Source organism: Sphingomonas sp. LT1P40 (assembly GCF_036663835.1).
GTDB lineage: Bacteria > Pseudomonadota > Alphaproteobacteria > Sphingomonadales > Sphingomonadaceae > Sphingomonas.
The window spans coordinates 339,354-359,218 of sequence record NZ_JAXOJT010000001.1; the positions used below are offsets into that span (position 1 = coordinate 339,354).

Sequence of the window (19,865 nt, forward strand, 5' to 3'; positions counted from 1 at the left end):
GTTAAGTGCTGTCGTGGCAAGGGGCATGCATCATGCGCATCCTGCACGTCCTCGACCATTCGCTGCCGCTGCACAGCGGCTATACCTTTCGCACCCGCGCGATCCTGAAGGCGCAGATGGCGCGTGGCTGGAGCGTCGCGGGGGTCACCGGCCCGCGCTACCACACCGGCGATGCGCCGTTCGAGACGCTCGACGGGATCGATTTCCACCGCACCGCGCAGATGCGGCGGTTACCCCCGATCGTGGGCGAGGCGGCGGAGATCGCGGCGTTCGCACGGCGGATCGATCAGGTCGTCGAGCGATTCCGGCCCGACATTCTGCACGCGCATTCGCCGGTGATCGACCCGCTGGCGGCGATGCGCGTGGCGAAGAAGCATGGGATTCCATTGCTCTATGAAATCCGCGCCTTTTGGGAGGATGCGGCGGTCGGCAACGGCACGGGGCGCGAGGGATCGTGGAAATACCGCCTGACACGCGGGCTGGAGACGTTCGCGGCCAAGCGCGTCGATGCCGTCGCGGTAATCTGCGAGGGGCTGAAGCGCGACCTGATCGCGCGGGGCATCGATGCGGACAAGATCATGGTGTCGCCGAATGGGGTGGATTTGCACCTGTTCGGTGAGCCGCCCGCGCCCGATGCCGAATTGACCGCGGAACTCGGGTTGGCAGGGGGCGACACGATCGGCTTCATCGGCAGCTTCTACGATTATGAGGGGCTGGACGACCTGATCGCGGCGATGCCTGCCTTGGTCGCGCTGCGCCCTAACGCAAAGCTCGTCATGGTCGGCGGTGGACCGATGGAAGAGAAATTGCGCGCGCAGGCAAAGGCATCGAGCGCGGCGGGGGCGATCCATTTTGTCGGGCGCGTGCCGCACGAACAGGTCGAGCGATACTATTCGGTGATCGACTTGCTGGTCTATCCGCGCAAACGGATGCGGCTGACCGATCTGGTGACGCCACTTAAGCCGCTGGAGGCGATGGCGCAGCGGCGGCTGGTCGCCGCGTCCGACGTGGGCGGGCACCGTGAGCTGATTCGTGACGGCGATACGGGTACGTTGTTTCCGCCCGACGATCCGGCGGCGCTGGCGCGATCGGTGGCGACGGTGTTCGACAATCGGCCAGGATGGGACGCGCAGCGTGAGCGTGGGCGCGTATTTGTTGAGAAAGAACGTAACTGGTCGTCAAACATTTCCAGATACGAACCTGTTTACCAAAGGCTTATCGAGGCCCGCGGGCGGGATGGGAAATGGTTGCGTACACGCTCGTTCAACGTCTGACTCCGAACCTTGCGCTGATCGGCGCGGGTGTGGCTGGCGCGATCGTCGCGCTGGCGACGCTGGCGATTCCGGTGCCTCTGCTGGAGGATGCGGTCATCGCCAGCGGCATTGCCGTGTTCCTGCCGGCCGCCGAACCGCCATTGGGCTTAACCGCGCGCATCTGTGTCGGCGTGGCTGCCGGGGCAGGCATTGCGGCGGTGTTGTGGCTGATACTGTCGGTGCTGATCGGTATCCGCGTTTCGCGCTCCGTCGAGCCGGGTGCGCGGCGTCCTTTCGTGCGCCGTGCCGATGCCCACCCGGATGCGCCGCCGCGCGAGCCGTTACGCGCGAAGGATCTGGAGATGCCGCGAACACGGTCCTCCGTGGCGAACGTGGAAGCGGTCGAGGAATCCGGTTTCGATGACTTGCCCGTACCGGTGCTGACGGAAGTCGAGCCGGACGACGCCATCGTTTTCGGCGCGCCCGACCCCACATTGCCGCCCGAACCCGTGATCGCGATGGGACCGCCGCCGGTCCCGTCATCGCAGCCGATCCTGGAACTGGTGCCGACACCCGCCGTCCAACCCTTGCCCGTCGATCTCGACCAGCCGCTGGCGGCATTCGACCCGGCTGCGATTCCCGATACGCCTGTTGCGCCGTCACCGCCGGTCGCGCCGCTCCGTCGCAAGCCGCGCCCTCAGGTGTATGACGCCAGCGAGCGGTTCGAGACGTTCGAGCTGACTCCACAGGTGCGGGAGGTGCCGAAGCCTGCCGCGTCGGTGTCCGCGCCGCTTTCGGCACCGGAGACCGATGCGAGCGTCCACGCGCTGCTCGACCGGCTGGAACGGGGGATCGTGCGGCGTGGCGAACGCGTGGAGCCGGAAGGTCCGCACGGGCTGGAGAGCGCATTGGACGCGCTCCGTAAACTGGCGGTTCGCGCCTGAACCAAGAAATCCTCCCCGTGCCGGGGGAGGATTTGACACTATCTGTCCTCCACCGTCAGCGCTTCGAGATCGAAGGTGACCGCGTCCGCATCCGCATGGCGCGACGCGACCGCGAGATCGGCGACGAGGTGGCCCCACAGACTGAACTCCGCCTCCGGCAAACCTGCCAGCCAATGATCCAGCGTCGGTGAGGGCGCCGCCGACAAGGTCAGCCGATGGCGCGCGCCGGTGAAGGTCGCGCTGGCCCAGCGCACCCAGTCGGCCGACAGGATGACCGGAGCCACCCCGGCGACGCCGGCCCCGCAAATCAGCGCGCGTTCGAGCTGGGTGCCCGCATCCGGCCCGCGGCTCATCGCCGTGCCTCCGGTTCGCGCGGCGGCGGCGTCATCAGAAATGCCTCCACACGCTTGAGCGTGCCGGTGCGCAGCTCGCGTCCGTTCCGCAAATCGCCCACCAGCCGGGGGTCGTTAACCGCCAGCCGCCCGAATTTGGTCTGCGGCAGGCCATGTTTCCGCAGATACCGTTCCACCCTGTTCAAAATCGCCATCTCCACTTCCTTTGCCGACTCAGAAGTTCTTTAAATGTTCTCATTTCCAACTTGTCTAGGAAAAATCCTACGGCTATGGATCGAATATGGAATCAGGCGATCAGCGTGCAGCACTGGCAGTTGCGGCAGAGGGGCGGGGGGTGTCGCTGGCGGCGCTCTCGCGCTTGCTCGGGCGCAATGCCGCCTATCTTCAGCAATTCGTGGCGCGGGGAAGCCCGCGCTTTCTGGCGGAGGGCGACCGGCGCAAGCTGGCGCGCTATCTGGGCCTGTCCGATGCGGCGCTGGGCGGGCCGATGGCGGAGGGGCTGGTCGCGGTGGCGCGGGTCGATGCCGGGGCGGCGGCGGGGCGTGGCCGCGTGGTGGAGAGCGAGCGGCGCAGCGAGTTGCTGCTCGACCCTGCGTTGTTGCGACGGCTGGGCGTGCGCGCCGACATGGCCTCGACCATCCGGGTCGAGGGCGCGTCGATGGAGCCGTCCTTATGCGATGGCGACGAAATCCTCGTCGACGGCGCACGCCGCGCGATCGGCCCGCGGCCTGCGATCTTCGTGTTTCGGCGCGACGGGCTGGTGTCGGTCAAACGGCTGCGCACGATGGGCACGGAGGTCGAGGTGGTCAGCGACAATCCGGCGTTCGAGCGGGAGGTGGTGGCTGTGGGGACGGTTGATGTGGTGGGGCGAGTTGTGTGGCTCCATCGGGCGCTGATTTAGGCACCTTTCGATGTGGCACCCCGAATCAGTTAGGGTTGCCCGTTTGATTGGTGGTAGTGTTTGCAAGTGCGTCATTGGATGCGCACTCGATTCGGTTTCCAACTCGTTGCTACCGGGTATGACTTGTGTCCCGCAGGTCTCCGGCTTCCGAAGGCTACGGCCGTGGAACCAATTTTGTTACATCATGAATCTGCCAGCAGTCTGGGTATGGCGCTGGTCATTTCGTCCGCCACGCCGTTGCTGCTGCTCGACGCCGATCTGGTGATTAAAGCTGCCAGCGGATCGTTTTGCAGCGCGTTCGATCTCGACTGCGACCGTGTCGTCGGCGTCGAACTGTCTGCGCTGGGCGAGGGTGAATGGGCAGCACCACAGCTGCGCTCGCTGTTGCGCGCGACGATGTCGGGCAAAGCGGCGATCGAGGCGTATGAGCTGGATCTGGTCCGTCTGGGCAAGCGCCCGTGCAGCCTGATCCTGAACGCGCACAAGCTGGAACTGGCCGAGTCGGGCACGGAATATATCGCGCTGGCGGTCACGGACGTGACGGCGTCGCGGCAGGCCGAAAAGATCAAGGACGATGCGGTTCGCGAAAAGCATATCCTGTTGCAGGAGCTTCAGCACCGGGTCGCCAACAGCCTTCAGATCATCGCCAGCGTACTGATGCAGAGCGCACGGAAAGTGCAGTCGGACGAAGTGCGCCTGCACCTGCACGATGCGCATCACCGCGTGATGTCGATCGCCACGCTTCAGCGTCAGCTTGCCGCGACAAAGGCGGGCGATGTGGCGCTACGCCCTTATCTGACCGACCTGTGCGACAGCATCGGTGCGTCGATGATCTACGACCACGATCTGATGACGATGAAGGCGATCGTTGATGACAGCGTCACGACGTCGGAGGTTTCTGTCAGCCTGGGCCTGATCGTGACCGAACTGGTCATCAACTCGCTGAAGCACGCCTTTCCCGATCGCGCGGCATCCGGCACGATTACCGTGGAATATTGGTCACGCCCGACCGGCTGGAAACTGACGGTGGAGGATAACGGCATCGGGATGCCGGGCGATCACGTCGCGCGCAAACCGGGGCTGGGCACGGGTATCGTCGATGCGCTGGCAAAACAGCTGGATGCGACGGTTACCGTCACATCGACCGATCCCGGCACGCGCGTGGCAATCATCCACCTGGCGAAGAAATAGCAACTAGCTCCGGCTGCCGCGCGCCCGGTCGATCAGCGCGACGATCACGACCAGCGCGATGCCAACGCCGAGGCCCGCGAGGAAGCCGATCGATGGCTGGCCCTTCACCACCCCGATCATCGTGCCGACAATCAGGCTGAGGGCGAGCAGGGCGCCGCCGGCAACCGGCGCGGGCTTGGTATTGCGGTCCATGGCGGTGCCCATGCCACGTCGCGCGCCGCGATGCCATCGTCCACGTACAAGATGGTTTTCCGGGAATTTACCCTTGTTGGACACCGAAATCGCAAGGTCACAGTATATTGCCGCGGGATACCGGCCCAGCCGCCACGCAGGAGCGCCAATGTCCGACGCCATCGCCCCCCAGATGTCGCCAATCCCTTATCTCGCCGACCGTGCGCATGTGCATGACGCAGCCGACCTGATCCGCAACTTCGGCGACGATGCCGGGTTCGAGGCGGCGGCGCGGGCGGACCGGTATCGCGATCTGGGCAACCACATCAATTTTTGTCGCTGGCGTCAGATAGAGCGGCTGATCGTGCTGATGTCGGTTAACCGCGCCGTCGGCACCGTCCACTGAGCGCGCGCCGGTTGCGGGTGTCACACGCACTTCCTAGCTAAAGGGCTGTTTGAGCCTGAGCAGGAGTAGTCGATGCGTAGTGCCGAAGCGGTAGCCGGAATGATGTGCCCCGTGTGCAAGGTGGGCCTCCACATGAGCGACCGGCAGGGGATCGAGATCGATTATTGCCCGCAATGCCGCGGCATCTGGCTGGATCGCGGCGAGCTGGACAAGATCATCGAGCGCAGTGTCGCTGAGGACGCGCCCGCCGCGCCGGTTGCCCCGAAGGCTCCGCAAGCGCCGCAGCCACCGATGCCGCCACAAGGTGGGCCATGGCAGCAGGGCGGCGGCTATCAACAGCAACAGGGCTATGGCGACCGGGGTTACGACAATCGCGGCTATGGCGACCGTGGCTATCACGGGAAGCGGAAGAAGAGCTTTCTGGAGAATTTGTTCGATTGATTTATCCTCCCCGGCACGGGGAGGGGGACCAGCGAAGCTGGTGGAGGGGGAGCGAGGCAACGGAATCCGGTGCCTTGATCCCCCTCCGTCATTGCTTCGCAATGCCACCTCCCCGTGCCGGGGAGGATAAGGTTCAGGCCAGCGCCCCCACGATCGATTTTACTTCCATGAACTCGGCCAGCCCGTATTTTCCATATTCACGGCCATTGCCCGACTGTTTGTAGCCGCCGAACGGCAACCCCGCGTCCGGCTGGCCGCCATTGATATAGACCATCCCCGCGCGTAGCCGGGGGGCGACGCGCTTCACTTCCTCGGGCGACCCGAACAGCACGGCGGACAAGCCATATTCGGTGTCGTTGGCGATGCGGATCGCGTCTTCCTCATCCTTGTAAGCGATGATCGTGACCACGGGTCCGAAGATTTCCTCCCGCGCGATCGTCATGTCGTTGCGTACGCCGGAAAAGAGCGTCGGCTTGACGAAATAGCCCGTTTCGACACCGTCCGGACGACCCGGGCCGCCGGTTTCCAGCTTCGCGCCTTCCTCCATCCCCTTGCGGATCAGTCCCTGAATCTTCTCCCACTGGCTCTTGTTGACCACGGGGCCGATGTGACGGCCTTCCTGTGCGGGATCGCCGGTCTGCACCGCCTTCATCGTTGCGGTGGCGATGGCGGCGGCTTCGTCGGCCTGGCTTTCATGAACCAGCATGCGTGCCGGCGCGATGCAGCTTTGCCCTGAGTTCATGATGACGCTGGCGAGACCGGTCGGGACCGCGCTGGCCAAGTCCGCGCCGGGCAGGATGACGTTGGGCGATTTGCCGCCCAGTTCCTGATGCACGCGCTTGACCGTGTCGGCGGCGTTCTTCGCTACCTGAATCCCCGCGCGGGTCGATCCGGTAAAGCTGACCATGTCGACATCCTTGTGGCGGCTGAGCGCGGTGCCGACGCCGGGACCGTCGCCCTGAACCAGGTTGAATACGCCCGCAGGTACGCCCGCCGCATCGAGGATTTCGGCAAAGATCGCGGCGCAGGACGGCGCTTCCTCGCTCGGCTTCAGGATCATCGTATTACCCGCCGCCAGCGCCGGGGCAACCTTGGCGACGATCTGGTTCATCGGCCAGTTCCACGGGGTGATGAGCGCGACGACGCCGATCGGCTCATGGACCACGAGGCTGCGACCGATTTCTTCCGAAAACTCGAACTCGCGCAGCGCCTTGATCGTCGACATGAAGTGGCCGATGCCGCTGCCCGCCTGCGCAGTGCGGGCAAGGCTGATCGGCGCACCCATCTCCGCCGCCATCGCCTCGGCCAGATCGCCCGCGCGGTTCTTGTATTCGGCGAGGATCGCTTCGAGCAGCGCGACGCGCTCATCGACGCTGGTGCGCGAGAAGCTCTCAAACGCAGCCTTCGCCGCAGCGACGGCCTTGTCGACATCCGCGTCGGAGCCCAGCGTGATTTCGGTGACGGCGGATTCGGTGGCGGGATTGATCACTTCGTGGCGGGTGCCGCCCTCGCTTTCGACCCAGGCGCCACCAATATAATGCTTCAAATAGCTGCGCATCCTCGCCTCCGTTTTTCCTATATCGGGTATGGTGACGTAGATGGCGGTGCGTGCGACGGGTTGCAACCTGAAACTGGAGTGAAGTGCATGGTGCGTGTCGCAGTGATCGAACGGACTGGCGGACCCGAAGTGATCCAGTGGGTGGATCGCGATCTGCCGCCGCCGGGTGCGGGCGAAGTGCGCGTGCGGCATCAAGCGGTCGGGCTGAACTTCATTGACACCTATCAGCGCAGCGGACTGTATTCGATACCGCTGCCGAGTGGGCTGGGCAGCGAAGCGGCGGGTGTGGTCGAGGCGGTCGGTGCGGGCGTGGATACGCTGGCGGTGGGCGACCGCGTTGCCACCTTCGGGCCGGCGCTGGGTGCCTATGCGACCGAACGCAATATTGCAGCGGCGTCGCTGTTCAAGCTGCCCGATGAAGTCAGCAGCGAAACGGCGGCGGCGGCGATGCTGAAGGGGTGCACGGTCGAATTTCTGGTCGAACGTTGCGCGCGCGTGCAGCCGGGGATGACGGTGCTGCTGCATTCGGCGGCTGGCGGCGTCGGGCAGATCGCGGTGCAGTGGCTGAAGGCGGTCGGCGCAACGGTGATCGGCACGGTCGGATCGGCGGACAAGGCGGCGCGTGCGCTCGCGCTGGGGGCCGATCATGTGATCGAATATAAGAACGAGGATATTGCCGAGCGAGTCAGGGCGATCACCGGCGATGCAGGTGTCGATGTGGTGCTGGACGGGGTGGGGGCTTCGACCTGGGAAGCGTCGTTGAAATCGACCGTGCGGCGCGGGCTGATCGTCAGTTTCGGCAATGCCAGCGGGCCGGTCGAGGGGGTAAGGCTGACGACGCTGAACCAGCATGGCGCACTGTTCGTGACGCGGCCGTCGCTGTTCAATTACTATGTGACGGCGGAGGAGCGTGCCGCAGGCGTGGCACGGCTGTTCGAGATGCTGGCGTCCGGCGCGGTCGAGGTCGAGATCGGCCAACGTTTCGCGCTGGAAGATGCGGCGGATGCGCACCGCGCGATCGGTGCGGGGGAGACGGTGGGCTCGACGGTGTTGCGACCTTAGCGCTTTTTCCGGCTCAATCGCGTGATAAACGCCGCGTTGCGCAGCGCCTGAAGCGGGATCGATGTGAGATCGAGCGATTCCCCCTCGGCGTGCGCGCCATTGCCCGCCGCGCCGAGCCCGGCGAGCGTATCGACGTCCGCCGCGACGAACGCGGAGTCCGCCGCGCCGCGTCGCGCCGGGTCCATCTCCGCCATTTCGGGCAGTTTCAGGTCGCGGTTCACGGCGTTGAGCTTGGCCAGCAGCGCGCGGTTGCCTTCGGTGGGCGACATTGGCGGATAGCCGTCCTGAAACTCGAGTCTGGCGGTGGTGCCGGGCAGATTCTTTGCGACGATTGCCTGCATCGCGGCGCGCGTCCTAGCATCCTGTTCGGGCGTGAGCGAGCGCAGATCGCCGCGCGCGACGGCGGCTTCGGCGACGATGTTGGTCTTGCCCGATGCGCTGACCTGATAGCCATTGTCGGCGAGCGTCGCGGGGGTGCCCGCCGCCATCGTGCCGATATTGAAGGTCAGGTTCTTCTCCGGCAGCGTGCGTCGGAACTCGTCGAGGACGCGCGCCATCTCATACGCCGCACCATAGCCCAGATACGTCCCGAACACGCCGGACGAATGCCCGGTCTTGCCGGTGGTGCGCAGTGTCCAGTTGGCCGAACTGCGCCGCGCGACGGTGCCGTAATCCGTGCCGTCCTCGCGCATCAGTCCTTCATATTCCAGCGCCACGTCCGCCCATTTGCCCGCGGCGATCAGGTCGCGGCGGGCGACGGCGATGGGCGCGCCGACGCGTTCCTCGTCGCCGGTCAGCACGATCTTGATGTCCGCCCCCTTCAGCGTCCCCGCCGCCTGCATCGCGCGCAGCGCGGCGATGATGACGACGATGCCGCCCTTGTCGTCACCGATGCCCGGGCCGGTGGCGCGATTGCCGTCGCGCACGAATTTCTGGAACGGCGACTCCGCCTCGAACACCGTATCCAGATGCCCGATCAGCAGGATGCGCTTGCCTTTGCCGTTGCCCGTATGCGTCGCGATCAAATGCCCGGCGCGCCCGGTTTCTTTCATGTCGATCCACTCGACCGCGAAGCCCAAGGGTTCCAGCTCGGCGCGAACCATCTCGCCGACTTTCGTCACGCCGGGCAGGTTGAGCGAGCCGCTGTTCTGGTTGACCAGTTTTTCGAGCAGCGCAACGTGTTGTTCGGTCTGCGCTTTCACGGTTTCCGCCATTTTACGTTCGGGCGCGGTCTGGGCGGTTGCGGGGAGGGCGGCGAGAAGCGCCAGCGGCGCGAGGAGTTTCAGCATGGCGGACAGGCTAGGCCGCCCGCCATGCCGACGCAACGTGCAGTGTTTGGGTCAGTCGATCTTCAACGCGGCCTTGATGTCCGCCCATGCGACGAACTTGAAGTTCTGGGCCGCGGGCGGGTTATAGCCGTCTTGCGCGACGAACAGGCCGCCGGGGTAATTGGGACCGAAATCGCCGGGGGCGAAGTCGATCCCGTCGGTTTCTTCCGTGGCGCCGAAAGTGCTGCCCGCGGCGATACGGAAGCGACCGACATAGCTGTCGTCCGACAGGCGATAGACCGCATAGGCGTGGTCGCCCTGGCTGGAGACGATCAGGTAACCGCGATTGCCGCTGCCTTCGGGCGCGAGCGTCACGCCCTCGGTATCCACGACGATGTTCTTGCCGTCGGCGGGGGCGATCAGCGTTCCTGCGACCGGGCCATCGGCGCGGGCGTCGAAGCGCCAGACGCCCGCGCTTTCCTCACCGACATAGAGGCGGTGGGTGCGTTCGTCGGCGACACAGCCTTCGGACTGGGTCGCCAGCTTCATCGTGCGGACGAGCTTGCCGGTAGGAACCGCGCTGGACAGGTCGAGTTCGACCTGCCGGATCGTGCCGTCCTTGATAACGTTGAATGCATGCAGCTTGCCGCCGGCGCGGTAGAGGCAGAAGCCATAGGCCTCACCCGTGCCGACTGCGACCGTGCCCAGCGAGGTCAGCTTCGCGGTGGCGGGGTCGAGCCGGAACAGCGCCAGCTTGGCATTCTTGCGATCGTTGCGGTCGCTGGCGGCAACGATGATGCCGAGTGGCCCCATGTCCTTCAGATCGACATTGTTAACCTGACCCGCGTCGATGAAGAAGCGGTCCTTGCCCGCAAGATCATAGACGTGCAGCCCGGCCTTTTTGTCCGTGCCGACGATCAGGCTGGCGGACGGGTCCGCCGGATTGCGCCAGATTGCGGGATCGTCGGCGGCATCGGCGTTGGCGGTGCCGACCGCCTCTGTTTCCCCGCGCGCCTGAACCGACGCGGCGGGGGTGATGGGAACGACCGGGACCTCGCGGCCGGTGGTGGCGCAGCCTGCCGCCGCGAACGGCAGCAGACTGAACATCAGGATGTTCTTCAGCATCAGAAGGCAAGCCGTGCCATGATCTGGAACACGGGACCAGCAGTCTCACGCTCCAGTTCATATTCGTCGAAGTCGCGGTCGATCTGGTTCTGGATCGTCGTGAATTTGTTGAACGCTTCTTCCTTGGCACCGTTCAGCAAGTTGGAACCGACCGCGCGGATCGTGAAGCTCTTGCCGAAGCGCTTCTCGACGAACACCTCCAGATCGGCACCGTAGGTGGTGGTAACTTCCTCACCGACATTGCGGTCGATCGCCGTGCCCTGCTTGCGATAAGTCGCGCCGAACGCGCCGCCGAAGCTGGGGAAATTCTGGATGAAGCCGAAATTATAGACGATGTCGGACTGTCCGTTGAAACGGCGATCGCTGAGTTCGTCGGTGATGTCGCTTTCCAGCAGCGACAGATTGCCGAACACGCCGGTGTCCGGAAGGCCGAGGAAGCCCAAGCTGGTCGAGACGTCGAACTCGACGCCGTAAACCTGGCCGTCGCCGGTGTTGCGCGGCTGGTAGACCCAGGTGATTTCGTCATCCGTGGGATCGTTCGGATCGCCAAGGTCGGTGGCGACGCCGTTGACGCCCGTGTTGAACACTTCGACCAGGTCCTTGATGTCGCGATAGAAGAAATTCACGCCGATCACGCCGGTGCGGCCGATACGCTGTTCAAAGCCGAGGTCCGCGCCCCAGGCCGATTCCGGCTTGAGCAGCGGATTGCCCTTGAAGTCATTGTCGCCCAATTCCTCTTCGAGCGTGATCGGGCTGATATAGTCGAAGCGGGGGCGGCGCACGGTGCGCGCGACGGAGGCGGTGACGCGGCCGCCATTGCCGACGCTGATCTTCGCCGATGCGCTGGGCAGGAAATGGTCGTAATCCTGATCGATCGCGCCACCGCCAAAAGTGAAGTCGTCAATTCGGACTTTGGTATTCTCGTAACGAACGCCAGCTTCCCACTTCACCGGGCCGGTATCGCCCTCGATCAGCACGAACGCATCCTTGCGCTCTTCGTTGATCTTGCTCAGGCCGCCCGCGATCGGATCGAACCCGACAAAGCCCATGGCGTTGAGATCGGGGCTCAGCTTGAACTGGCTATAGCCAGTGTGGAAGCTGGTAGCGAGGTTGAAGCGCTGGCGATCGGCCTCGCGGATGTCGGTATCGCGGACCTTGTTTTGATAGAAACCGCCGAACACCAGATCGATGCCTGTGCCGAGTGCGGCCTCATGCTCGATCCCGGCCGAGAATTCCTTGTCCACGATATCGGTGTCGAAGCGGTCGCCGGTGAAGCGGGGAGCGGCGCGATCGAACTCGATCTCGTTCTCGGTTTCCCACTGCTTGTCGGTGAATTTGGAGAAGCCGGCCTTCAGCTTGGTCTCGCCCGCCGCCCATTCATGCGAAATCTTGGTGGCGATGCTGAAGCTGTCGAGCTTGATGCCGTTGATATTGCTGTTGTCGACCAGCAGATTTCCGCCCGCGCCGTTGCGGATCGACCCGCCCGAGCTGGTCGCCGTGCTGTACTCGAACGAACGCTCGGTCTCCAGACGATCGGTGTGGACGTAGAAGCCGCTCAGCTCGAAATCGGTGGTGTCGCCGTCGATATTATAGGTGGCGTTGAAGGCATAATCGGTGCCGTCGCGCGTGTCGGACTGATCCTCGCGGTTGTTGAGCGCCGCGCCGGGCTCGTCGTAGCGCAGGCTGAACTTCTTTTTCGGATTATAACGGCCCTGGACGTTGGCACCGAGCAGGATGCGGCCGGGTCCGACCTGGCCACCGAACACCGCTCCAAGGCTGGGCTTCACCTCGCCATCGTCGAAACGCAGCGCGCCGGCGCGGAGGTAACCGCCGTCGAGCTGATAGCCGTCGCGCAGCACGATGTTGAGCGTGCCCGCGACGGCGTCACCGGTGCGGCGCGCGGAGGAAGAGCGGACGATCTCGACCTGCTTGATGAGTTCGGCCGGAATGCGGTCGAGGAAGAAGCTGCGGTCGGCGTTCGATCCGGGGACCTTTTCGCCGTTGATCAGGATCTGCGTATAGCCGGGGTCGAGGCCGCGAAGGCGCGCGCCGTCGCTCTCGATCACGTCGGACAGGAAGGTGACTGAGGGCACACGCTTCAGTGCGTCACCGGCGGTCAGCGGCTCGAAGCGCTGAAAGAAATCCTGATCGTACACCAGCTCCGGCTCGGCGCCTTCGCTGCGGTTGCGATAGGCGATCGTGCCGTTGACCACCACGTCGGCGGCGGTTTCGATTTCGGTTTCGGCCGGGGCGTCGCTTTCGGCCTCTGCGGTCTGCGCAGCGGCGGGCGCGGCAAGCGAAAGGGCGAGTGCCGTGGCGCTGATTCCGGCAAGCGTGGTGAAGGTCGAACGCATCTGAATTAGTCCCCCGAGGTGAGTCGAGGGGCCGGTTAGGCGCGCGGTGTGTCAGTCCGGTGTGATTTGCGTTTCAATGTCGGGTCAGCATGATGACAAAATCGTGACGTTGCCGGAATGGCACGTTGCACCGCACAAACGAAAACGCCCGGGCCTGTCGACCCGGGCGTCTCGCTGTCCGGCGCCGCTTCCCCCCGGAACGGCGCTGCGAACCGGCGATCAGGACGAGTAGTACATCTCGAATTCGACCGGGCTGGGGGTCATTTCCCAGCGCGCCACGTCCTCATATTTCAGGTCGATATAGGCTTCGATCTGATCCTTGGTGAACACGTCGCCCTTGAGCAGGAAGTCCATGTCCGCCGTCAGCGATTCCAGCGCTTCACGCAGCGATGCGCAGACGGTCGGCACCAGCTCCAGTTCGGCCGGGGGCAGGTCATAGAGGTTCTTGTCCATCGGCTCACCCGGATGGATTTTGTTCTGGATGCCGTCGAGACCGGCCATAAGCAAAGCCGCATAGCAGAGATACGGGTTCGCCAACGCGTCGGGGAAGCGGAACTCGACGCGCTTTGCCTTGGTACCCGCACCATAAGGAATGCGGCACGACGCCGAACGGTTGCGCGCCGAATAGGCGAGCAGCACGGGTGCCTCGTAACCCGGCACCAGTCGCTTATAGCTGTTGGTGGTGGGGTTGGTGAAGGCGTTGAGCGCCTTGGCGTGCTTGATGACGCCGCCGATGAAATAGAGGCATGCTTCGCTGAGACCGGCATAGCCATTGCCCGCGAAGGTGTTGTTGCCACCTTCCCAGATCGAGATGTGGGTGTGCATGCCCGAGCCGTTATCTTCCTTGATCGGCTTCGGCATGAAGGTCGCGGTCTTGCCATAGGCGTGCGCGACCTGATGCACGACGTACTTGTAGATCTGCATGCGATCCGCCGTCGTCACCAGCGTGCCGAAGGTCAGGCCCAGCTCATGCTGCGCAGCCGCGACTTCATGGTGATGCTTGTCGCAGGGCAGACCCATTTCGAGCATGGTCGAGACCATCTCGCCACGGATATCGACCGCACTGTCGACCGGGGCGACGGGGAAATAGCCGCCCTTGGCGCGCGGACGGTGGCCCATATTGCCGGTTTCATATTCCTTGCTGGAATTGCCGGGCAGTTCGATGTCGTCGATCGCGTAATAGCTGGTCGCATAGCTGTTTTCGAAGCGGACATCGTCGAACATGAAGAACTCGGCCTCGGGGCCGACATAGACGGTGTCGCCGATCCCCAGCGTCTTGACATAGGCTTCGGCGCGCTTGGCGCACGAGCGCGGATCGCGCGAATACAGCTCGCCGGTCGAAGGCTCGACGATGTCGCATACCAGGATCAGCATGGGCGTGGCGCTGAACGGATCGGTCCACACCGCGTCCAGATCGGGCTTCAGCACCATGTCGGACTCGTTGATCGCCTTCCAGCCCTCGATCGACGAACCGTCGAACATCAGGCCGTCGGTCAACTCGTCTTCGCCCATCACGCTGGCGACCATCGTCAGATGCTGCCACTTGCCCTTGGGGTCGGTGAAACGCAGGTCGATCCACTCGATCTCCTGATCCTTGACCATCTTCAGAATGTCGCTGGCGGTGTTAGCCATTGGAACCTAGCCCCTTTCTCTCGCTCATCGGTCCGGCTGTTGCCGGAGAATCATGTTGCGCCGCAGCGCAGTTTTCAGAAATTTTTGCAGCGCGTCAAATGGCCCAAGCGCATTGCGCGTTAAATTGCATTATCGTCGCGCTCGCCAGTGCGGATGCGCAACGCGGTTTCGACGGCTGTTACGAAGATCTTGCCGTCGCCGATCCGCCCGGTCTGTGCCGACGCCGCGATCGCCTCGACCACGCGTTCGGCCAGCGCGTCCTCGACCACCACTTCCAGCTTCACCTTGGGCAGGAAATCGACGACATATTCGGCACCGCGATACAATTCGGTATGCCCCTTTTGCCGTCCGAACCCCTTGGCCTCGGTCACGGTAATCCCCGATACGCCCACTTCGTGCAGCGCCTCCTTCACCTCATCCAGCTTGAACGGCTTGATGATGGCTTCGATCTTTTTCACGGCCATTCATTCCTTTTGTCGTGCCCAGCACATTACTCGGGGACTTGCCCCGGTTTCGCCTTGTCGTGTCAATGCTGACACGCTTTCCGAATGGATCAAGCGAAACGCCCCCTGTCGCGCAAGTTTGCACGAGCCGTGCCAGAATAGAAGCGGCGGAAATGCGCGGGTAACGCGCCAGCGCCGGTTAACAACTGCCTAACAAATGGGCAGCAATGCGCAACGCTTGCGCGATTGCGGTGCAGCCTTGCCGGGGTTCTGGTGTCGGTGTAGCAGATGGCTAATCCACCTCCTGATCCGGAAGTTCCCCCAATGCGCTATACTCGCCTGATTCTCGCGGCCTCGCTTGTCGGCACTGCCGTTACTGCCGCCACTGCCCAGCAGGCGGCGCCGCCAACCGCGCTGCCCGGTGAAGGTGCCGAGGATGTGAAGCTCAAGACCCTGTTCCACGAAAGCGACGAAGCATCGCTCAAGCGCAATCCGATCAGCGCGATCTTTCGCGGCGACCTGCGTTATGCCGACAGTGTCGGGGAGTTCTACACCGAAGCCGCGCTGATGGCCGAGAAGAAGGCGGCCGAGGCAGATCTGGCCGGCTTGAAACGCATCGAACGTGCGAAACTCACCCGCGTCAATCAAGTCGCCTACGACGTATTCAAATCGGATACCGAACGCGGCTTGCGCGGCTTCGACCCGAAGCTGCTTGCCGTGACGCTGTACCTGCCGATCGATCATTTTCGTGGGCTTCAGGGCTTTTATCCTGACTTCGCGTCGGGGCAGGGAGCCGCACCCTTCAAAACGGTGCTGGACTATGAAAACAACCTGAAGCGTAATGCCGAATATGCTGCGATCTATGACCGGATCATCGGCTGGTTTCGCAAGGGGATGGCGAAGAAGATCACGCAGCCCAAGCTGGTGGTGAACAACATGATCGGCCAGTTCGACAATCTGCTGGCGCAAGGCGTCGAGGGATCGGTGCTCTACGCGCCGGTGACCAAATTCCCCGACGGCATCGGCGCGGCGGATCAGGCGCGGTTGAAGGCCGCCTATGCGACGCAAATACGCAATGTGATCCAGCCGGCGCACAAGAAGATGCGCGATTTCCTGGCCAACGAATATCTGCCGGCAGCGCGCGATACGGTGGGCACGTCGGCGCTCCCGGGCGGTGCGGCGGTCTACGACAATGCGATCCTGTCGAACACCACGCTGCCGCTGACGGCGGATTACGTCCACAATCTGGGGCTGTCGGAGGTCAAGCGCATCCTGGGCGAGATGGAGGCGCAAAAGACAAAGGTCGGGTTTAAGGGAACGCTGCCCGAATTCTTCACCTTCCTGCGCACCGACCCGCAATTCGCGCCAAAGAGCGCCGATGCGTTGCGCGAGGGGTATGAGGCGATCGGCAAGCGCGTCGATGCGCGGGTGCGAGAGCAATTCTCGCTGATCCCCAAGACGCCGCTCGAGATCCGCCCCGTCCCGGAATATCGCGCCAAGACCGATGCGGCGGGCAGCTATAATCCAGGGTCGCCCGACGGGTCACGGCCCGGCATTTTCTATTACAACACCTATGATCTGCCGATCCGCTACACCTGGGGCATGGAAACCTTGTACCTGCACGAAGCTGCGCCGGGGCATCATTTCCAGATCAGCCTGGCGCAGGAGAATGAAGCGCTGCCGGCCTTCATGCGCTTCGGCGGCAACACCGCCTATGCCGAGGGCTGGGCGCTGTATGCCGAGACGCTATATAATGAGTTGGGCGTGGCGGTGGAGCCGTATCAGCGGATGGGCGGCCTGTCGGACGAAATGCTGCGCGCGATGCGGCTGGTGGTCGACAGCGGCCTCCATGCCAAGGGCTGGAGCCGCGAACAGGCGATCGACTATATGATCGCCAACTCGCCAATGCCGAAGACCGATGCGATCGCAGAGGTCGAGCGCTATATCGCGATGCCGGGGCAAGCGCTGGCGTACAAGATCGGGCAGCTGACGATCCTGAAGGCGAAAGCCGATGCCAAGGCGGCGCTTGGCGCGAAGTTCGATCCGCGCGGCTTCCATGCGGCGGTGCTGGACACGGGAGCGCTGCCGATGCCTGTGCTGGAGAAGAAGGTCGCGGACTGGGTGGCGGGGGTGAAGTGAGGCGTCAGATTGCCTGACCGGCCGCCCAGCCACTCGCCCACGCCCATTGGAAATTATAACCGCCGAGCCAGCCGGTCACGTCCACCGCTTCGCCAATCGCGTAGAGGCCGGGGACGTCGCGGGCTTCCATCGTCTGCGATGACAATCCGGCGGTGCTGATGCCGCCGATGGTGACTTCGGCCTTGGCATAGCCTCCGGTGCCGTTGGGATGGAACGCCCAGGCGGACAGGCGTTCGGCGGCGGCGTTCAGCGCGCGGTCGGGAGTGTTGGCGAGTTCGGCGTCGAGCACGACCTTTGCGGCGAGGATGTCGGCGAGACGGGCGGGGAGGGCGTCGGTTAGGAGTTTGCGCAGGGTCGTGCGGGGCTGGCTGCGCTTGGCTTCGATCAGCCAGTCGCGGGGACGATCGGGCAGGAAGTCGATCGCCACCGGCTCGCCGTGCCGCCAATAGGAACTGATTTGCAGGATCGCGGGGCCGGACAGACCGCGATGTGTGAACAGGGCAGCCTCGCGGAACTTCGCTTTGCCAGCGCGTGCCTCGACCGGCGCGGCGATACCGGAGAGGTCGCGGAACAGGACTTCATTGCCACCCAGCGTGAGCGGCACAAGCGCGGGGCGGGGTTCAACGACCTTCAGGCCGAATTTGCGGGCGAGATCGTATGCGAAGCCGGTCGCGCCCATTTTCGGGATTGATGGCCCGCCGGTGGCGATCACCAGCGCCGGGGCGGTTGCTTCGCGGTCGCCGAACGTGACGCGATACTGGCCATCGGCATGGGTCACGTCGCGGATCGCTTCGCCCAGCGCGATCTCGACGCCGCCTGTGGCACATTCCGCGAGCATCATGTCGACGATCTGACGCGCGCTGCCGTTGCAGAAGAGTTGGCCCAGCGTTTTTTCATGCCATGCGATGCCGTAGCGATCGACCAAGGCGAGGAAGTCCTGCGCGGTGTAGCGGCGCAGCGCCGATTTGGCGAAATGCGGGTTGGCGGAAATGTAGCGGTCGGGCGCGGTGTGGATGTTGGTGAAATTGCACCGCCCGCCGCCAGAGATGAGGATCTTCTTTCCGACCCGCTCGGCGTGATCGATCAGCAGGACGCGGCGGCCACGCTGGCCCGCGATGGCGGCGCACATCAGTCCGGCGGCGCCTGCGCCGAGGATGATGGCGTCATACTTGCTGGTTACATTCACAGGTGTGCCGGGCACAGCCTGCGCAGCCGACGCATGTTCTCGTGCGGAAATCGGGTGCGAAATGTCCGCAACTCTTCGCGTGCGTCCAGATCAATCCGCGCTGCCCGTGCCAGCCAATATCGATAAAGGCTCATGTTGCCGCGATTGAGGTATTCGACCGATAAATTGTACATTGCAGTGGGGTCACCGGTTGCAGCGGCAATGCGTTGAAGCCGCAACGACCGTGCGGGGCTCTCAAAATCGCTTAGAACGGCCAATGCGGGCGAATAACGCCGCATCGCGAGCTTGCGCAAAATAGGCAACGCATGACCGTTGCCTTGGCGCTCCAAAATATCGATCGCGCGCCCGTACAAAGGGTCGGGCTTGCTCACCGCAATTTCGCGATCGGCAGGCCGTCTTCCTTTGCACGATCCTTCACCGACTCCTCGCTGCGGGTCAGCGCCTTGGCGATCGCTTTCAGCGCCATGCCCTTCTTGGCTAGCGTGTGCAGTTTCTGGATTTCGTCTTGCCGCCATGGCTGACGGTGCCGCTCGAACTTCTCGGCGGCCATCAGGCGTAGGGCGGGGCATGACGCCCGGTCGGCGATTGCGTGAAAATCTCGCAGCCATCCTCGGTAATGCCGATCGAATGTTCGAACTGTGCCGACAGCGAGCGGTCGCGCGTCACCGCCGTCCAGCCATCGTCGAGCAATTTTACGTCGGGACGACCGATGTTGATCATCGGCTCGATCGTAAAGAACATGCCGGGTTTCAACTCAGGCCCCGTGCCCGGGCGACCGACATGGACGACCTCGGGCGCATCGTGGAACACGCGGCCTAACCCATGGCCGCAGAAATCGCGGACCACGCCGTAGCGATGCGCCTCGGCATGCCGCTGAATCGCGTGGCCGACATCGCCCATATGATTGCCGGGCTTTGCCTGTGCGATACCGAGCATCAGGCATTCATAGGTCACGTCGACCAGCCGCTTTGCTTTCAGCGGCACATTGCCAACGAGGTACATACGGCTGGTGTCGCCATGCCAGCCGTCAAGCAGCGGGGTCACGTCGATGTTGACGATGTCGCCGTCCTTCAGCGTCTTTGGCCCCGGAATGCCATGGCAGACGACGTGGTTGATGCTGATGCAGCATGAATGCGTATAGCCGCGATAGCCGAGCGTCGCGGGTACCGAGCCGCCGTCGAGCATGCGCTGCCGCACGAAATCGTCGAGTTCCGCCGTGGTCACGCCGGGCACGACATGCGGCACCAGCGCGTCGAGGATTTCCGCCGCCAGCCGCCCGGCAGCGCGCATGCCGGCGAAGCCGTCCGGCCCGTAAAGCTTGATCGCCCCGTCGCGGGCGAAGTTCGTGTCGGCGGTTACGATCTGATACTCGGTCATGCGCGCGATATAGTCCAAATGTCAGCGCTTTGCGAGGGGGGTAGGGCGCGCTATGGGCAGT

21 protein-coding genes are annotated in these 19,865 nt (G+C 63.9%); 8 read left to right on the plus strand and 13 right to left on the minus strand.

Annotation, left to right across the window (positions count from 1 at the left end; genetic code table 11):
• The first annotated feature begins 32 nt into the window (after nt 1-32).
• Both U1702_RS01640 and U1702_RS01645 read left to right on the plus strand, forming a co-directional pair.
• Nucleotides 33-1,274: a TIGR04063 family PEP-CTERM/XrtA system glycosyltransferase gene (locus U1702_RS01640; protein WP_332721502.1), complete on the plus strand. Its 1,242-nt coding sequence runs from the start codon at nt 33-35 to the stop codon at nt 1,272-1,274.
• Entirely contained in the window at nt 1,244-2,197 is a 954-nt protein-coding gene (locus U1702_RS01645) for a hypothetical protein (RefSeq protein ID WP_332721503.1), read from the plus strand. The genes U1702_RS01640 and U1702_RS01645 overlap by 31 nt, the downstream gene beginning before the upstream one ends.
• A gap of 38 nt (nt 2,198-2,235) precedes the next feature.
• On the opposite strand, the gene U1702_RS01650 is transcribed toward U1702_RS01645, so the two are convergent.
• Both U1702_RS01650 and U1702_RS01655 read right to left on the minus strand, forming a co-directional pair.
• Nucleotides 2,236-2,550, minus strand: a complete 315-nt coding sequence (locus tag U1702_RS01650) for a hypothetical protein (protein WP_332721504.1) — start codon at nt 2,548-2,550, stop codon at nt 2,236-2,238.
• Complete coding sequence (locus U1702_RS01655) at nt 2,547-2,744, minus strand: hypothetical protein (protein WP_332721505.1); 198 nt, start codon at nt 2,742-2,744, stop codon at nt 2,547-2,549. The genes U1702_RS01650 and U1702_RS01655 overlap by 4 nt, the downstream gene beginning before the upstream one ends.
• 86 nt (nt 2,745-2,830) lie before the next feature.
• Between U1702_RS01655 and U1702_RS01660 the strand changes: the two genes are divergently transcribed.
• Nucleotides 2,831-3,451, plus strand: a complete 621-nt coding sequence (locus U1702_RS01660; RefSeq protein WP_332721506.1) for a S24 family peptidase — start codon at nt 2,831-2,833, stop codon at nt 3,449-3,451.
• Between the two features lie 207 nt (nt 3,452-3,658).
• Nucleotides 3,659-4,642, plus strand: coding sequence for a sensor histidine kinase (locus tag U1702_RS01665; protein ID WP_332721507.1), 984 nt, complete (start codon nt 3,659-3,661; stop codon nt 4,640-4,642).
• Between the two features lie 3 nt (nt 4,643-4,645).
• On the opposite strand, the gene U1702_RS01670 is transcribed toward U1702_RS01665, so the two are convergent.
• Nucleotides 4,646-4,846: a hypothetical protein gene (locus tag U1702_RS01670; RefSeq protein ID WP_332721508.1), complete on the minus strand. Its 201-nt coding sequence runs from the start codon at nt 4,844-4,846 to the stop codon at nt 4,646-4,648.
• A 160-nt stretch (nt 4,847-5,006) separates the two neighbouring features.
• Between U1702_RS01670 and U1702_RS01675 the strand changes: the two genes are divergently transcribed.
• A complete protein-coding gene (locus U1702_RS01675) occupies nt 5,007-5,219 on the plus strand; it encodes a hypothetical protein (protein WP_332724535.1) in 213 nt (70 codons plus the stop codon).
• 72 nt (nt 5,220-5,291) lie between these two features.
• Nucleotides 5,292-5,660, plus strand: a complete 369-nt coding sequence (locus U1702_RS01680) for a TFIIB-type zinc ribbon-containing protein (protein WP_332721509.1) — start codon at nt 5,292-5,294, stop codon at nt 5,658-5,660.
• A gap of 133 nt (nt 5,661-5,793) precedes the next feature.
• On the opposite strand, the gene U1702_RS01685 is transcribed toward U1702_RS01680, so the two are convergent.
• The gene (locus tag U1702_RS01685) at nt 5,794-7,218 is read right to left on the minus strand and encodes an aldehyde dehydrogenase family protein (protein WP_332721510.1); all 1,425 of its coding nucleotides are present in this window, start codon (nt 7,216-7,218) and stop codon (nt 5,794-5,796) included.
• 87 nt (nt 7,219-7,305) lie between these two features.
• Here U1702_RS01685 and U1702_RS01690 point away from each other — a divergent pair, with 87 nt between their 5' ends.
• Complete coding sequence (locus tag U1702_RS01690) at nt 7,306-8,280, plus strand: quinone oxidoreductase family protein (protein ID WP_332721511.1); 975 nt, start codon at nt 7,306-7,308, stop codon at nt 8,278-8,280.
• Here the strand turns inward: U1702_RS01690 and U1702_RS01695 are convergent.
• The 5 genes from U1702_RS01695 to U1702_RS01715 form a co-directional block, all read right to left on the minus strand.
• Nucleotides 8,277-9,569 (minus strand): M20/M25/M40 family metallo-hydrolase, encoded by a 1,293-nt coding sequence (locus tag U1702_RS01695; protein ID WP_332721512.1) that lies wholly within the window; start codon nt 9,567-9,569, stop codon nt 8,277-8,279. The genes U1702_RS01690 and U1702_RS01695 overlap by 4 nt on opposite strands.
• Before the next feature lie 51 nt (nt 9,570-9,620).
• A complete protein-coding gene (locus U1702_RS01700; protein WP_332721513.1) occupies nt 9,621-10,673 on the minus strand; it encodes a phytase in 1,053 nt (350 codons plus the stop codon).
• Nucleotides 10,673-13,027: a TonB-dependent receptor plug domain-containing protein gene (locus U1702_RS01705; RefSeq protein WP_332721514.1), complete on the minus strand. Its 2,355-nt coding sequence runs from the start codon at nt 13,025-13,027 to the stop codon at nt 10,673-10,675. Before U1702_RS01705 ends, U1702_RS01700 begins: the two co-directional genes overlap by 1 nt.
• Before the next feature lie 219 nt (nt 13,028-13,246).
• On the minus strand, nt 13,247-14,659 hold the full coding sequence (gene glnA / locus U1702_RS01710; protein ID WP_332721515.1) for a type I glutamate--ammonia ligase: 1,413 nt from the start codon (nt 14,657-14,659) through the stop codon (nt 13,247-13,249).
• Nucleotides 14,660-14,778: 119 nt separating this feature from the next.
• Nucleotides 14,779-15,117 (minus strand): P-II family nitrogen regulator, encoded by a 339-nt coding sequence (locus U1702_RS01715; protein ID WP_332721516.1) that lies wholly within the window; start codon nt 15,115-15,117, stop codon nt 14,779-14,781.
• Between the two features lie 309 nt (nt 15,118-15,426).
• On the opposite strand from U1702_RS01715, the gene U1702_RS01720 reads away from it, so the two are divergent.
• Nucleotides 15,427-17,241 (plus strand): DUF885 domain-containing protein, encoded by a 1,815-nt coding sequence (locus U1702_RS01720; protein WP_332721517.1) that lies wholly within the window; start codon nt 15,427-15,429, stop codon nt 17,239-17,241.
• 4 nt (nt 17,242-17,245) lie between these two features.
• Here the strand turns inward: U1702_RS01720 and U1702_RS01725 are convergent, their stop codons facing one another.
• The 4 genes from U1702_RS01725 to map are packed head-to-tail and all read right to left on the minus strand — an operon-like array spanning nt 17,246 to nt 19,804.
• Nucleotides 17,246-18,427: a BaiN/RdsA family NAD(P)/FAD-dependent oxidoreductase gene (locus U1702_RS01725; protein ID WP_443026822.1), complete on the minus strand. Its 1,182-nt coding sequence runs from the start codon at nt 18,425-18,427 to the stop codon at nt 17,246-17,248.
• Complete coding sequence (locus U1702_RS01730; protein WP_332721519.1) at nt 18,424-18,798, minus strand: hypothetical protein; 375 nt, start codon at nt 18,796-18,798, stop codon at nt 18,424-18,426. Before U1702_RS01730 ends, U1702_RS01725 begins: the two co-directional genes overlap by 4 nt.
• On the minus strand, nt 18,795-18,977 hold the full coding sequence (locus U1702_RS01735) for a hypothetical protein (protein WP_332721520.1): 183 nt from the start codon (nt 18,975-18,977) through the stop codon (nt 18,795-18,797). The genes U1702_RS01730 and U1702_RS01735 overlap by 4 nt, the downstream gene beginning before the upstream one ends.
• On the minus strand, nt 18,977-19,804 hold the full coding sequence (map, locus tag U1702_RS01740) for a type I methionyl aminopeptidase (RefSeq protein WP_332721521.1): 828 nt from the start codon (nt 19,802-19,804) through the stop codon (nt 18,977-18,979). Before map ends, U1702_RS01735 begins: the two co-directional genes overlap by 1 nt.
• Nucleotides 19,805-19,865: the final 61 nt, after the last annotated feature.